The organism is Prevotella sp. HCN-7019 (assembly GCF_037890215.1).
In the GTDB taxonomy this organism is placed as follows: Bacteria; Bacteroidota; Bacteroidia; order Bacteroidales; family Bacteroidaceae; genus Prevotella.
Genome location: NZ_JBBKBO010000008.1, coordinates 1 through 14726 on the forward strand (window position 1 = coordinate 1; position 14726 = coordinate 14726).

Below are 14726 nucleotides of genomic sequence, written 5' to 3' on the forward strand. Positions count from 1 at the left end.
AATAATAAATCCAAGAATACTATTAAATGTATTCTTGGATTTATTTTAGTTTTTGTGGATAATTACAATGAATTAAGTCATGTGTTATTTGAAGATAGCGTACACATATTATTCATTTTCTGCATCCAATTCTTTTTCATGTTCTGCAATCAAAGTCTGCTGCATCTCATTTGGAACAAGCTCATAACTAGCAAACTTTGTATTGAAAGATGCACGGCCACCGGTTATACTGCTTAGTGATATTGAATAGCTGCTGAGTTCTTTCAATGGAATTTTAGCTTGAAGTTTCTGATAACCAGCTTCACTATCCATGCCCATTATAAGAGCTCTGCGACTCTGCAAATCACTCATAACATCACCCATGTAATCAGATGGCACATATACTTCCAAGTCATAAATCGGCTCCAAAATCTTAGGACCGGCATCCTTAAACGCAAGTGAGAATGCATTACGCGCAGCCAGCATGAATGATAACTCGTTTGAATCAACAGGGTGCATCTTTCCGTCATATACTATAACTCTTACGTCGCGTGCATAACTTCCTGTAAGCGGTCCATGTTCCATCCTTTCCATTATGCCCTTAAGAATCGCTGGCATGAAGCGTGAGTCTATTGCTCCTCCAACAACAGAATTGATGAAAACAAGTTTTCCGCCCCATTCAAGATCAATTTCCTCACGGCCTTTTATATTTATTTTAAGTTCCTGGCCATTTATCTTATATGAAACAGGATCTGGCATTCCTTCTGCGTATGGTTCAACGATTAAGTGTACTTCACCAAATTGTCCAGCTCCTCCTGATTGTTTTTTATGTCTATAATCGGCACGGGCTGTTTTCGTTATGGTTTCTCTATAAGGAATTTTGGGCTCTTCAAATTTTACTGAAATTTTTTCATTATTCTCCAAACGCCATTTCAGTGTGCGTAAATGGAATTCTCCTTGCCCATGGACAATTGTTTGTCTTAGTTCCTTGCTTTGTTCTATCACCCATGTTGGATCTTCTTGACGCATTCTTAACATTGCCGCCATCAGTTTCTCGGTATCTGCCGAATTAACAGCTTTTATTGCACGTGAATACTTGGAATTTGGATAACTGATAAAGTCAAATTTCCATTCGCAATCTTTTCCATTAAGAGTGTTTCCTGTTTTCACGTCTTTTAATTTCACAGTACAGCCTATATCACCGGCATTAAGTTGTTCTACAGGAATTCGGTTTGCGCCAGCACATGCGTAAATCTGTCCAATTCTTTCTTTTGAGCCGCGATCTGAATTAGTAAGATCATCTCCTGGTTTAACACAACCGCTCATCACCTTAAAATAGCTCACATCACCTATATGTGGTTCAACACCAGTTTTAAAGAAATATATTGATTCTGGACCATTAGTATCAGGAGTGATTTCTTCACCGCGGGTGTTATGGAGTTTGGGCATTTCACTAACAAAAGGAACTACATTTCCAAGGAATTCCATCAAACGTCTTACTCCCATGTCTTTGCCTGCGCATACGCAGAAAACGGGGAATATAGAACGGGTTACGAGGCCTTTACGTATGCCTTCTCTCATTTCATCCTCTGTCAATGTTTCTTCTTCAAAGAATTTCTCCATAAGACTCTCGTCATTTTCAGCAGCGGCTTCAACGAGAATTTTATGTAGTTCCATCGCCTTTTCTTTTTCTTCTTCTGGAATATCTTCGATGATAGGCATTCCTCCGTCAGGATTCCATGAATATTTTTTCATTAACAATACGTCAATAAGTGCATTGAACTCATTTCCTGTACTTATAGGATATTGTATCTGTACACACTTAGAACCGTATATACTTTTCATGTTCGACATAATATTGTCAAAATCACATTTGTCGGAATCAAGCTGGTTGATTAGGAAGATAACCGGTTTTTTCAGTTTTTCTGTATATCTGAAGTTATTTTGTGTTCCAACTTCCGGTCCATATTGACCGTTTATGAGAATCACGGCCTGATCAGTAACGTTAAGTGCTGTAATTGCGCCTCCAATAAAATCATCAGATCCAGGGCAATCAATTATATTAAGTTTTTTGTTATTCCATTCTACATGAAAAACGGTCGGGAAAACCGAATAACCGTATTCTTGTTCAACAGGGAAATAATCACTTACTGTATTTTTTGCTTCAATAGTACCGCGGCGTTTGATAATTCCGCTTCCATAAAGCATAGACTCGGCAAGAGTTGTCTTGCCGGAACCCGCACTGCCAAGTAATGCAATGTTTTTGATTTCGTTAGTTTGATATACTCTCATATCAAAAGATTTAAAGTGTTAATATTTTTGTCTAAGGTAATAAAGGATAAAACCTTTACGGCCGACTAAGTTAAATAAATTTGTAACAACTACAAAAGAAAATCCTTGAAAAATATCAGCGTTTTAAAACATATTAGTATTTTTGCATTGAATTTATGTTTGAATTGAACATATTCATTCTGATAAACTTAATAAGTTTAAGATGGCCGGACTGTATATACATATCCCTTTCTGCGCGAAGCGTTGTTCATATTGTGGCTTTTATAGTACGACGAGATTAAATATGCAGAACGAATATGTAGATAGTATTTGCCAAGAAATATTTCTGCGTAAGAATTACTTGTCATCCCTCGGGTCTGTAAATGGTGCAGACAACATCGTTCGTACTATATATATAGGTGGTGGCACACCATCGCAATTATCAAGTTTAAACTTTGAAAGAATATTCGATGCCATACACGAAAATTTTGAGTGTTCAGAAGATGAGGTTACTGTAGAAGTGAACCCCGACGATGTAACTAATGAACTCGCTGCCTTATTTTCCATGTTGCATGTAAATCGGGTCAGTATGGGAGCTCAGACATTTGATGACAATCTGTTAAGATTTTTAAATCGACGGCATAAATCATGTCAGGTAGATAATGCTGTAGATATACTGCGTAAACATGGAATATTGAATATTAGTATTGATCTTATGTTTGGATTTCCGAATCAAACTATGGATACATGGATCAAAGATATCACGCATGCAATAAAGCTAGGTGTGCAACACATTTCTGCATACAGTCTTATGTATGAGGAAGGTACTTTACTTTATAAAATGCTGCAGGAGAATAAAATAAGGGAAATTGATGAAAACTTAAGTTTAAGCATGTATAATAAACTTATGGATATGATGTCTAATGCTGGATACGAACATTACGAAATAAGCAATTTTGCCAAAAAGGGATATCGTGCACTGCATAATAGTTCTTATTGGCATGATGTTCCTTACATCGGAATAGGGGCTGCTGCACATTCATACAACAAACAAACAAGGCAATGGAATGTTTCTGATATTGATAAATATATTGAATCTATAAGACAAGACACAGTACCTTTTACATTTGAAGACATTGATGAAGATACACATTATAATGACATTGTCACAACCGTTTTGCGTACGGCTGAAGGCATAGATTTGACATTGTTAGACAGTAAATATGCCAAATATATTGTGCAACAATCAGCAAAACATATAGAAGAAAAGAATGTTGAAATAATAAATAATCACTTAAAGCTTACGCGTGAAGGAATATATATAAGCGATTTGATAATGAGTGACTTAATGATAGTTTGATGATATATGGAAAGTCTGGAATTTGAGAAATATTGGGAAGAGAATCGTGAAAAAATCCTGAATTCCAACAGTGAATACATTAAAGCAAGAGATAGCTACAAGTCTATGTCTGGAGCAGATTATTTGCTTTATGCCATTCCGGTTGTTGCTGGTATAGTTTTTATGGACTATTGTAAATTTATTGAGCAGGAACTTCTGAAATGGTTTGCTGGAGCAGTTGTCGTTATTATTTGTTTTGTATTATGCGTATGGATAAAGGTACTTAGTTCCGGTAGTAATACTCCATTGGAAATTGAGAAGAAAATAAAGTTGCAATTAAGAGATAAATTATTAAAAGAAAGAAATAGTAAAGATTTATAAAATAATTGGCTATCTTTGCTATGCGTTTTAGACTACAGCCACAGCTTTTGTAAATAAATCTCTATTCAACAAAATGTATATAAATGCAGAAGCTTGTTCATATGCTAATATCGTATAACGCATATTTTCTTATTTGCAGTTACAACAATAATATTGACAAAAATAAATGGAAATAAAAAGTTCTGAATTTGTAATCTCTGCGCCGAGTGTAAATCAATGTCCCAAAGACGTAAAAGCCGAGTATGCCTTTATTGGCAGATCAAATGTCGGTAAGTCAAGTCTGATAAATATGTTATGTAATCATAAAGGGCTTGCAAAGACATCCTCTACACCGGGAAAGACATTATTAATAAATCATTTCATAATAAACAAAGAATGGTATCTTGTGGATCTGCCAGGGTATGGATTTGCCAAACGTTCTAAGACCGTACAACAGAAACTTCAGAACATGATATCTTCGTACATTCTACAACGTGAACAGCTTGTCAATACTTTTGTACTTGTAGACATTCGTCATGCACCAATGGCAATTGATGTGGATTTTATAAACTGGCTGGGGCAAAGTAGTGTGCCTTTTGCTGTTGTTTTTACAAAAGCCGATAAACTGACACCATCAAAAGCCAAACAAAGTGCCGAGGCTTGGATGAACAAGCTCAAAGATAGTTGGGAAGAACTTCCACCCTATTTCATTACAAGTTCAGAAAAAAGAATTGGACGTGATGAAATACTTAATTATATTGAAGGTATAAACAAGTCTCTAACGGAAGATTCTTCCAAAGTATAATTTAAAGTGTAAAATGGTTCCATATATAGATGTGCAAAATCTTTCCAAATCATTTGGTGCACATGTTCTTTTTGAGAATATTTCATTTTCTATTTCAGAAGGGCAGCACGTTGGATTGATAGCGAAAAATGGTACTGGTAAAAGTACTTTGTTATCGATACTTTCAGGAAAAGAAGGTTATGATTCTGGAAATATCATATTCAAACGTGATCTTAAGGTAGGAATACTGGAACAGAATCCGTTTTTTGATCCTAAAGAATCTGTACTCGATGCTTGTTTTAATCATCACGGTGAAGCAGAGAAGGTGTTGCGTGCCAAACAGATACTTACTCAGCTGAAAATAAAAGATCTCAATCAGCCGATGGGTGAACTAAGCGGTGGCCAGCAAAAACGTATTACATTGGCTAATGTTCTGATTACTGAGCCTGACTTACTTATACTTGACGAGCCGACCAACCATCTTGATCTTGAAATGATTGTGTGGCTTGAAGGTTATCTTTCACGAGGCAATAAGACTTTGTTTATGGTTACTCATGACCGTTACTTTCTTGACAAGGTCTGTAATATAATATTAGAATTAGATAACAAAACCATTTATACCTATCGTGGTAATTACGAATATTATATAGAAAAACGTCAAGAGCGTATCGATACTGCCATGGCTGAAATAGCAAGGGCGAACAATCTTTATCGGCGTGAACTTGAATGGATGCGCCGGATGCCACAAGCACGAGGTCATAAGGCGCGTTTCAGGGAAGATGCCTTCTATGAACTTGAGGCAAAAGCAAAGCAACGTATTGAGGAAAGACAGATGCGTCTGAAGTCGCGAAATGTTTATATCGGTTCCAAAATATTTGAATGCCAATATGTGTCAAAAGCTTGGTCAGACGAAAAAGTTATACTTAAGGACTTTTACTATAACTTCAGTCGTTTTGAAAAGATGGGTATCATTGGTAACAATGGTAGTGGAAAATCGACATTTATAAAACTGCTTTTAGGTATAATACAACCTGACAGTGGAAAGTTTGATATTGGTGACACTGTACGATTCGGATATTTCTCGCAGGATGGACTTAAATTCAATGAGGATCAGAGGGTAATTGACGTCATCTCAGAAATAGCCGATTATATCGACTATGGAGGAGGCAAACATATAACAGCATCACAGTTGTTGCAACATTTTCTTTTTACTCCCGAGCAACAATATGACTACGTGTACAAATTGAGTGGCGGGGAACGCCGCAAACTCTATTTGTGTACTGTACTAATGCACAATCCCAATTTTCTGGTACTTGATGAACCTACAAATGATTTGGATATTCCAACACTGCAAGTACTTGAGGAATATTTGCAAGACTTCCCAGGATGTGTCATTATAGTTAGTCATGACAGATACTTCATGGATAAGATAGTAGATCATCTTCTTGTTTTTCAGGGCAATGGAGTGATAAAAGATTTCCCTGGAAATTATACGCAATATCGTGAATGGAACTCTCTGAGACCTAAAGAAGAGAAGTCTAAGAGTCAATCCTCAGAGAAAAAGGAAAGAAGAGTTCCGAATAATACGGGACTCAGAAAAAAAACTTACAAAGAAAAATGTGAGTTTGAACAATTGGAGAAAGATATTGCTGCATTAGAGGATGAGCAGAAAAACATAGAAGAAGCGCTGTGCAGTGGAAATCTTTCTATAGATGAACTTACAGAAAAGAGTAAGCGTCTTCCGGTGTTAAAAGACGAACTTGACGAAAAAAGTATGAGATGGTTAGAGTTGTCGGAACTTGCCTGATACAATAAATATAAAAATTTCATCGGCATAATAGTGCCGATGAAAAACATATATAATGTATCTGCCTATAAGGCTTATATATTCGTTAATTATCAGTTTTAGATGCAGCACTATTATATATAATATTTAATCAAAATATCACTTTAATGTTTTTTGTTTAAGATGATGTAAATCAGATGATTCGTTGTGTAACAAGTCTTTCTTATATACGATGAAATGGGCTATAAATGAGGTTGCCTGGTCTGTTTCATGGTACCGTAAAGTTTTATAAACAGCATGAAATGGAGGTTCTTGATATACGCAATGAGGAGCTGTAGAAATTAAGTGAGGATAGGTTTTATATATGAAGTTCCATGGAATGAAGAAAACGTCCGGACAAAGTGAACTGTATGAACAGCAGCTGCACATCCTACGCGTGATAATAAATCCACGTTGCATCAACCGATAAATCCAAAGCGCAAGAATGATGCATGTTTTTGGAGTGTTATCTTGGCAGTCATGTCAGTGTTTCTCAAGAAAACTTAACCGCCTTACTTACAGATTTTCTTGACTTTATTTTGACAAAATAAAATTGCAAAATAGATGTAAGGAAATGTTTAATACACCATTAGAAAAGCCTGTTCTGTCTTTATAGCTTTATCGTATATATCCTGTTGTGCAATCCCCGATAATCCACATCACATTCCGTTTCTACCCGTTTTAGGGTCTGATTACGCCCGTATCATGGTGTGATATTGTACGTTTTAGCCTCTGAAACGGGCCATATCACTTGCCCAAACGGTGTATTTCGTGTAATTGGAAAATCACCTCTAAATATAAGTTGTTGATATACAACTTCTTGTGTGATGTCATTATTTCTCGCGCATTTGCATCTGAAGGAAAGTCTGATTGCAAATTCTCGCTTAATTTTTGGGGTATAACAGAAAACTCAGATGGAAAAATCGCATTACACTGAAAATTTGTAACTGCCCGATATCTTCGCTTATACTGAAAACAACTACGGTGATACGCGATTTATATCACTTTTTTTGAAACTACTCCAACGGAATTTCTACAGAGCCAAGTAAAGTTAGATGAACTGGTATGATATGTATAATCTGTAGATCAAAACTTCGTCTTTTATAGCTTGTGTGTTTCTAAAATAAGAAAAGTTATTAAGTTGATATGGACGTAATTTTAGCTTAACATTTGTAAAAGAATTGTTTGCGATGAAATCATATAATTTTTGTTGTTGTATGCGGACTCTAATGGATTATTTTCCGATGGAATCGCATATTTTTATTCAACCAAACCTCTTCTTTGAACATGTACTATTATGTAAATATGGACTGGATGGAGAATAATAGCCGGTTGCATGGTAAATATAAATATTTTATGCAACCGGGGATATATTATAATTAATGAATTTCTAGAATTGTGGAACGATAGCTAGATATTCTATATCAAAGTTATTTGTGTTCTCAAGGCAATGAGTATGTCCTTTAGGACAATAGTGTACTTTTCCTTCGTTTACAATCTCTATATTACCATCATAAGTAGCTTTGGCTGTACCTTTAATCATATAAATAATTTCGCAACTATCATTGTGGCAATGCATACCTATGGAAGCACCAGCTTTAAGTGTGTGATGCATGATTTTGCAATTGCTGTCAGTATGGCTTTGCATTACCAGTTCCCCTTTGCCCCCTTTGAATCCATCAAGGAGATTCTTCTCAATTTCATTAAAATCTATAATCATATCTAATGTTGTTTGGTAATTATTTATCAGTTGTTTTTATTGCTTCGTGTTGTGGTATATTAGAGCGATTGTAGAAGATCATGCATCTGAGTTATATATGGATTGTCGAAAAACATATAACTTATACATATTCCACCAGCCAGCCCACCCTCGCAGGCAAGGAAATATGAACTTATAGCTGTACTACGTTCACAATGTATACTGGCATTTATATATTTGTGTAACATGTAAGAACCAATGTATCCGGTTGAACATCCCAAAAACAGAGGTACCATATATTCCGCGTATGGATTGCTTTTATATAAAGCTATGGATAAAAAGGTAACAACCATGAAAATTAATCCAATAATGACGGAAATCTTCTTTGTACTTCTTACAAAATAATGGCCGGTGATCATCGCTACGACGAAGCCGCCTAGCAACATACCGTAGAACATTACGGAACGTTCAAGGCTTATTATCAATCCGATGATAATATATATCACGGCAAGTGCAAGAAAATATTTTATTCCGTGTGAATAAAAGAATCTATCTGTGGAGATAATATTTACATTATCATCAGGTGTCTTGAACGGAAATCGAACCATACATACCAATATAATTGCAAATATTATGCACGAGTTTGCAATTATGTCAGTATCAACACTATTGGTCATGGTCATGGCAACAACTGCTATGGCCGGTCCTGCAGATAAAGAAAAACGCGAGATCCAAGACGCTGCGACGTTTGCATCTGTACGATTATAAGATTCACATTTGTCTATCATAAGCACACCTGTAAGTGTTCTTTTTGACAAACTGTAAAAACATCCAAACAGAAAGCACGATATGTAAAGTAATATATTAAATGTAGAGTCGGTTGTACGGCTTTCATAATCAAGCATGGATATGAAGAGCAGAACAAGTAACATTCCGACGGTAGAGAGTATATAGACTTTGTTTCGTCTGTAATGTTGTATCAGCCAGTTGGTGAAAGGTCCTATTGCAAATAGACCAATTCCAAATAGGCCGACAGCGATACCTAATTCCTTGTGTATGAGCCATGTTGTGTCTATATATCTTTGCAGAAACAGAGGAATCTGCATATATACGGACGTTGTAATCATTAGTTCGGCAATAATTAGGGCAATAAAATCCCTATGCCACAAGTTCTTATGCAAAGGTGTGTTCTGCGAGTCCATTTTTTGAATCAGTAGCTCTCGGATTCATTAGGGAAAGATGATGATTTCACGTCACCGACATAATTACCAATAGCATCTGTCATTATACTGTGTAAATCGGCATACTGACGGAGAAATTTTGGTTTGAAACCTTTATTCATGCCGAGCATGTCCGCATAAACAAGTACCTGGCCGTCTGTACCATTGCCTGCACCAATACCTATTGTCGCACAATTTACCTTTTGGGTTATTTTTGCAGCAAGTTCAGCAGGTACTTTTTCAAGAACAATTGCAAAACATCCGGCTTTATCGAGTGCTTCAGCATCAGCAATAAGCTTTTCTGCTTCCGCCTGTTCTTTAGCCCGAAGTCCATAACCACCGAACTTATGTACACTTTGTGGTGTGAGACCAAGATGTCCACATACGGGAATTCCGGCATCAATAATAGCTTTTACAGTTTCGATGATTTCAATACCTCCTTCAAGTTTTACTGCGTCTACCCCACTTTCTTTCATTATTTTTATGGCATTGCGTACACCATCTTCTCTTGAAATTTGATAACTACCGAAAGGCATGTCGCAGAGGATTAGTGCACGTTGTGCAGCACGGACAACCGCACGTGCATGATAAATCATCTGGTCTACTGTGATTGGTATTGTATTTTCATTTCCTGCCATAACGTTCGATGCAGAATCACCTATCAGTATACAATCAACTCCGGCTTCATCTATTATTGCAGCTGTATTGTAATCATAAGCTGTAAGCATCGCTATTTTTTCTCCAGCTTGCTTCATCTTAATAAAAGTCGGAGCAGTAATCTTCCTTTTGTTTGTACTTAAATATTCTGACATATCTGAATTTTTTAATTGGCATGCAAAATTACAATAAATAGCCAAACTGGCAAAACAAAAATATCATTATATGAATGATCTATGTTTGGTATGAATTAAATATAAAAATGTCAGCACCGGTTTGATTTATTATTCGTATCTTTGCAAAATATTGTGTTATATAATTATGTGCTTATAGCACGGATTTTATACGTAATCTCAATATAAAATAAATTTTTGAAGCGGTCGTTTGGGACGTTTCATACTAATTTTATTATTAAGGTCAACTATTGTAATATGATATAAGGTATGAAAAAAATAATAGCAGGAACTTTTATTGTGACGTTATTATTCTCTTGTCATCAGGAAAATGCTCTTGAAAGGAGAGATATAAATACCGATAGTATTGTGGCTGATTCATCTGTAAAACTTACTGATGAATTAAATACTCCAATATGTTCAGTTCATTTGAGTGTAAAGTATGTTAAAGGTAAAGGTGCGAATATGCTTAACACGGCTTTTCTGAGAAATGGAATAATGCTGCCTGATTATATGGAATATTCCAATGGAGATGGAATACGTGAGTCTGTGGATTCGTTTGTTGTGCGGTATCTTGCTGATTATGTTGATTTTTACAGAAAGATATATAAAAATGACAAATCTCATCCAGAACTTTACAACAACAGATACTCATTAAATACTAGTATCTTGTCTGAGAAAGAAAACATAATTACTTATCTTGCAAATATATCATCTTATGGGGGAGGATTATATGATACGAAACAGACATTGGCCCGGAATTTTGATGCAGAGAATGGACGACTTATTACGTTAAATGATATTTTAATGCATGGTTATGAGAAAATGTTAAAAGACATCATATTAAATAAATTATTTGAGAAGTATGACGTTGATGATGTTGAGGGCTTGAAGAAAAAATATATATTTGCAGATGGATATATATATATTCCGGATAATTTTATTATTGGAAGAGATAATATAACTTTTATATATTGCGAAGATGAAATAGCACCGCATGAGGAAGGTGAAATAAGGATTAAAATAAATAATTCGGATTTAAATGATTTGAAAAAGCCAGACATTAAATAATCATTTTTCATTATGAATGAGATTCTTGAATATTTTCCACATATTACTGACGAACAGCGTATACGCTTGGAAAAATTGAAACCTTTATATTCTGAGTGGAACAGTAAAATAAATGTAATATCCCGTAAGGATATTGATAATATATATTCGCATCATGTACTACATTCTTTAGCAATAGCTAAGGAGATAAATTTCTCTGATGGAAGTAACATTCTTGACTTTGGAACAGGAGGTGGTTTCCCTGGTATTCCACTTGCGATAATGTTTCCAAATTGTCAGTTCAAGTTGATAGACAGAACTGGTAAAAAGATTAAAGTTGTGAACGAAGTGGCTGTTTCTCTTGGATTAAGAAATGTAGAGGCGGCCCAAATATCTGGAGAAGAAGAGAAAGGAAAGTATGATTTTGTTGTCAGTCGTGCTGTGATGCCATTACCGGATTTGATGAAAATTGTAAAGAAAAATATATCCGGTAAACAGAGAAATGCATTGCCTAATGGAGTGCTATGTCTAAAAGGTGGAAATATAGATTCTGAAATTCACAATTACAGACACATTGTTCAGAAGACAGATATTGGTAAAATATTTAGTGATGAATGGTTTAGGAATAAATATATAATTTACGTACCAATATGATAAAGACAGAATGTTTTGTATGCAATATGTTACAGGAGAACTGCTATGTTGTGAGTGATGATACTAAAGAATGTGTCATTATTGATTGTGGCGCATTTTATGATCCGGAACGTAAAGCTATAATAGAATATATTAAAGGAAATGGATTGAAGCCTGTGCATCTGCTTGCAACCCACGGTCACTTTGATCATAATATTGGAAATAATACAGTATATGATGAATTCGGCCTAACTCCAGAAGTGTCTTGTGCAGATGAAAGTCTTATTGCCAGTATTGATAAACAGGCAGAAGCATTATGCCAGATACGAATTGATTACAAGTCGCCACTTCCTGATCATTTTTTGAAACGAAATGAAATTATTCGTTTTGGAGAACACGAAATGATGGTAATAGAAACACCCGGTCATTCACCAGGGTCTGTTACATTTTATTGCGCAAAAGAGGAAATAGCGTTTACTGGTGACACTTTATTTAGGCATTCTATAGGACGAACAGATTTTGCAGGAGGGAATATGATGCAGATAATACAAAGTCTCCGGATGCTTGCACAATTACCCGATGAAACAGTGATATTACCTGGTCACGGTGATAAAACAACAATAGGTGAAGAGTTGGCACACAATCCTTATATGGAAAGATAAAAGGTGAAAGAAAAACTTATATTAGGTATTGATCCCGGCACTAACATAATGGGATATGGCTTGTTGCGTGTTAATGGTAATAAAGCAAAACTTGAAAACATGGGAGCCTGGGACATGCGTAAAATGAAAGATCCGTATTTGCGTTTAGGTTACATATTTGAACAAGTGACGGATGTAATATGTAAATATTTTCCAGATGAGATGGCTATTGAAGCTCCTTTTTTTGGTAAGAATGTACAATCCATGCTTAAATTAGGCCGCTCTCAAGGAGTAGCTATAGCAGCTGCAATACATAACAAACTTCCTATTTATGAATATGCTCCACTGAAAATAAAGATGGCTATAACTGGTCAAGGGCAAGCGTCAAAAGAACAAGTTGCAGATATGCTGAAACGTCTATTAAAAATTACAGATGAGCAGATGCCACATTTCATGGATGCAACAGATGCTTTAGGAGTTGCATATTGTCATTTCATGCAGAAAGGTAATGTTGTAACAGATGTTCACTACAAAAGTTGGAAAGATTTCGTGAAAAAAAATCAGGAGCGTATATGCAAAAAATCATAGAAATAAGAGAAGGTGTGACCCGAAAACCGGAATGGCGTATGAAAACTCCGGTGAATTTTGAATTACTTTATGGAGAGCAACTGGCTATTGTTGGAAATAACGCCAGTGGTAAATCTATGTTTATAGATATTCTTACAGGAAGACATCCTCTCTTATCAGATAATAGCTTGCAATATGATTTTTCACCAAGTAAAAAAGAGTATGCATCCGACAATATCAAATATATAAGATTCAAAGATTCGTACGGTACAGATACAGACCGCAACTATTATATGCAACAACGATGGAATCAAGGCGAAATCGGGAATTCATCAGTTACAGTAGCGGATAAGTTGAAAACGGAGTTGGGAAACTTTGAGAAAAAGCTTGTGAGTGATGATACATATAGAAAATTATATGATATGTTATCCATTGACACAATCATAGAGAAGAGAATCATTTCATTATCAAGCGGTGAACTTCGTAGGCTGATTTTAGCATTATCAATATTTACCCAACCGCGTGTTCTTATTATAGATAATCCGTTTATAGGTTTAGATTCACAAACACGTGAGATGTTAAAAGCGCTTTTGGAGACACTATGTAAAGTTCAGACAGTACAACTAATATTAGTTCTCAATGATGAAAAGGAGATTCCAAAATTTGTGACACATGTTGTTGAGGTTTGTGATATGAATGTAAAAAATAAACAAACAGTAAATGATTATATAAGAACTCATCGTAAAGAAAGATCGGAAGAAATTCCTTTGGAAAAATCCAAAATGCAGAAGATTCTTTGTTTACCATATAGTGATAATGGAAACTCTCATTCTTATGAGTATGCAATACGTATGCACGATGTTTCAATTAACTACGGACAAAATATAATTTTAAATAAAATAAATTGGTGTGTAAAAAATGGTGAACATTGGGCTGTTACAGGAAGAAATGGAAGTGGTAAATCAACATTATTGAGTATAGTTTGTGCAGACAATCCTCAAAGTTATGCTTGTGATGTCACATTATTTGATAAACAAAGAGGCACTGGAGAAAGTATCTGGGAGATAAAAAAACATATAGGATATGTTTCACCTGAGATGCATAGAGCATTTAAACATAATATACCGGCAATAGATATTGTTCATAGTGGTTTTAGTAACTCTAATGGACAAAATGTACGAATGTCAGAAGAGAGTTCCAACGTTTGTCATTTTTGGATGAATATGTTTGGCATAGAATCGCTGGCAGAACGTACATTCTTAAATCTTTCAAGCGGAGAACAGCGCTTGGTACTGTTAGCACGCGCTTTTGTAAAAGATCCAGACCTGATAATATTGGACGAACCTCTACATGGGTTGGACCATCATAATAAAACACTTGTAAATAGTATTATAGATACATTTTGTAAACGTAAAAATAAAACATTAATAATTGTAACTCATTACAAAGATGAGTTGCCCAAATGTATTGATAGAGAATTTGAGATAATAAAAGCATAAAAACAATTAAGTATTTAAATACAATAATT

13 protein-coding genes are annotated in these 14726 nt (G+C 35.3%); 9 read left to right on the plus strand and 4 right to left on the minus strand.

Going from position 1 to position 14726, the window contains the following annotated elements; all coding sequences use genetic code 11:
- Positions 1-108 precede the first annotated feature (108 nt).
- Positions 109-2271, minus strand: coding sequence for an elongation factor G (locus WKT13_RS10335; RefSeq protein WP_298620880.1), 2163 nt, complete (start codon positions 2269-2271; stop codon positions 109-111).
- Between the two features lie 202 nt (positions 2272-2473).
- On the opposite strand from WKT13_RS10335, the gene hemW reads away from it, so the two are divergent.
- The 4 genes from hemW to WKT13_RS10355 all read left to right on the plus strand — a co-directional run bounded on the left by hemW (position 2474) and on the right by WKT13_RS10355 (position 6540).
- A complete protein-coding gene (hemW, locus tag WKT13_RS10340) occupies positions 2474-3610 on the plus strand; it encodes a radical SAM family heme chaperone HemW (RefSeq protein WP_340323811.1) in 1137 nt (378 codons plus the stop codon).
- 6 nt (positions 3611-3616) lie between these two features.
- Positions 3617-3970: a hypothetical protein gene (locus WKT13_RS10345; RefSeq protein ID WP_340323812.1), complete on the plus strand. Its 354-nt coding sequence runs from the start codon at positions 3617-3619 to the stop codon at positions 3968-3970.
- A 166-nt stretch (positions 3971-4136) separates the two neighbouring features.
- Positions 4137-4754, plus strand: a complete 618-nt coding sequence (gene yihA / locus WKT13_RS10350; protein WP_340323813.1) for a ribosome biogenesis GTP-binding protein YihA/YsxC — start codon at positions 4137-4139, stop codon at positions 4752-4754.
- A 13-nt stretch (positions 4755-4767) separates the two neighbouring features.
- Positions 4768-6540: an ABC-F family ATP-binding cassette domain-containing protein gene (locus WKT13_RS10355; protein WP_340323814.1), complete on the plus strand. Its 1773-nt coding sequence runs from the start codon at positions 4768-4770 to the stop codon at positions 6538-6540.
- Positions 6541-7948: 1408 nt separating this feature from the next.
- Here WKT13_RS10355 and WKT13_RS10360 read toward each other — a convergent pair.
- From WKT13_RS10360 to panB, 3 genes are read right to left on the minus strand one after another with little or no spacing between them, the layout of a single operon-like run.
- The gene (locus WKT13_RS10360) at positions 7949-8278 is read right to left on the minus strand and encodes a cupin domain-containing protein (protein ID WP_298620890.1); all 330 of its coding nucleotides are present in this window, start codon (positions 8276-8278) and stop codon (positions 7949-7951) included.
- A gap of 59 nt (positions 8279-8337) precedes the next feature.
- A complete protein-coding gene (locus tag WKT13_RS10365; protein WP_340323815.1) occupies positions 8338-9459 on the minus strand; it encodes an MFS transporter in 1122 nt (373 codons plus the stop codon).
- A gap of 8 nt (positions 9460-9467) precedes the next feature.
- Positions 9468-10289 carry a 3-methyl-2-oxobutanoate hydroxymethyltransferase gene (gene panB, locus WKT13_RS10370; RefSeq protein WP_340323816.1) on the minus strand — a complete coding sequence of 274 codons (822 nt, stop codon included), beginning with the start codon at positions 10287-10289 and terminating at the stop codon, positions 9468-9470.
- A 288-nt stretch (positions 10290-10577) separates the two neighbouring features.
- On the opposite strand from panB, the gene WKT13_RS10375 reads away from it, so the two are divergent.
- Genes WKT13_RS10375 through WKT13_RS10395 form a run of 5 tightly spaced genes read left to right on the plus strand, consistent with a single transcriptional unit; the run spans position 10578 to position 14697 of the window.
- Positions 10578-11378, plus strand: coding sequence for an RsiV family protein (locus WKT13_RS10375; RefSeq protein ID WP_340323817.1), 801 nt, complete (start codon positions 10578-10580; stop codon positions 11376-11378).
- Between the two features lie 12 nt (positions 11379-11390).
- Positions 11391-12011: a 16S rRNA (guanine(527)-N(7))-methyltransferase RsmG gene (gene rsmG / locus WKT13_RS10380; RefSeq protein WP_340323818.1), complete on the plus strand. Its 621-nt coding sequence runs from the start codon at positions 11391-11393 to the stop codon at positions 12009-12011.
- The gene (locus WKT13_RS10385; protein ID WP_340323819.1) at positions 12008-12652 is read left to right on the plus strand and encodes an MBL fold metallo-hydrolase; all 645 of its coding nucleotides are present in this window, start codon (positions 12008-12010) and stop codon (positions 12650-12652) included. Before rsmG ends, WKT13_RS10385 begins: the two co-directional genes overlap by 4 nt.
- A gap of 3 nt (positions 12653-12655) precedes the next feature.
- The gene (gene ruvC, locus WKT13_RS10390; protein ID WP_298617950.1) at positions 12656-13219 is read left to right on the plus strand and encodes a crossover junction endodeoxyribonuclease RuvC; all 564 of its coding nucleotides are present in this window, start codon (positions 12656-12658) and stop codon (positions 13217-13219) included.
- Positions 13204-14697 carry an ATP-binding cassette domain-containing protein gene (locus WKT13_RS10395; protein ID WP_298617947.1) on the plus strand — a complete coding sequence of 498 codons (1494 nt, stop codon included), beginning with the start codon at positions 13204-13206 and terminating at the stop codon, positions 14695-14697. The genes ruvC and WKT13_RS10395 overlap by 16 nt, the downstream gene beginning before the upstream one ends.
- Positions 14698-14726 lie beyond the last annotated feature (29 nt).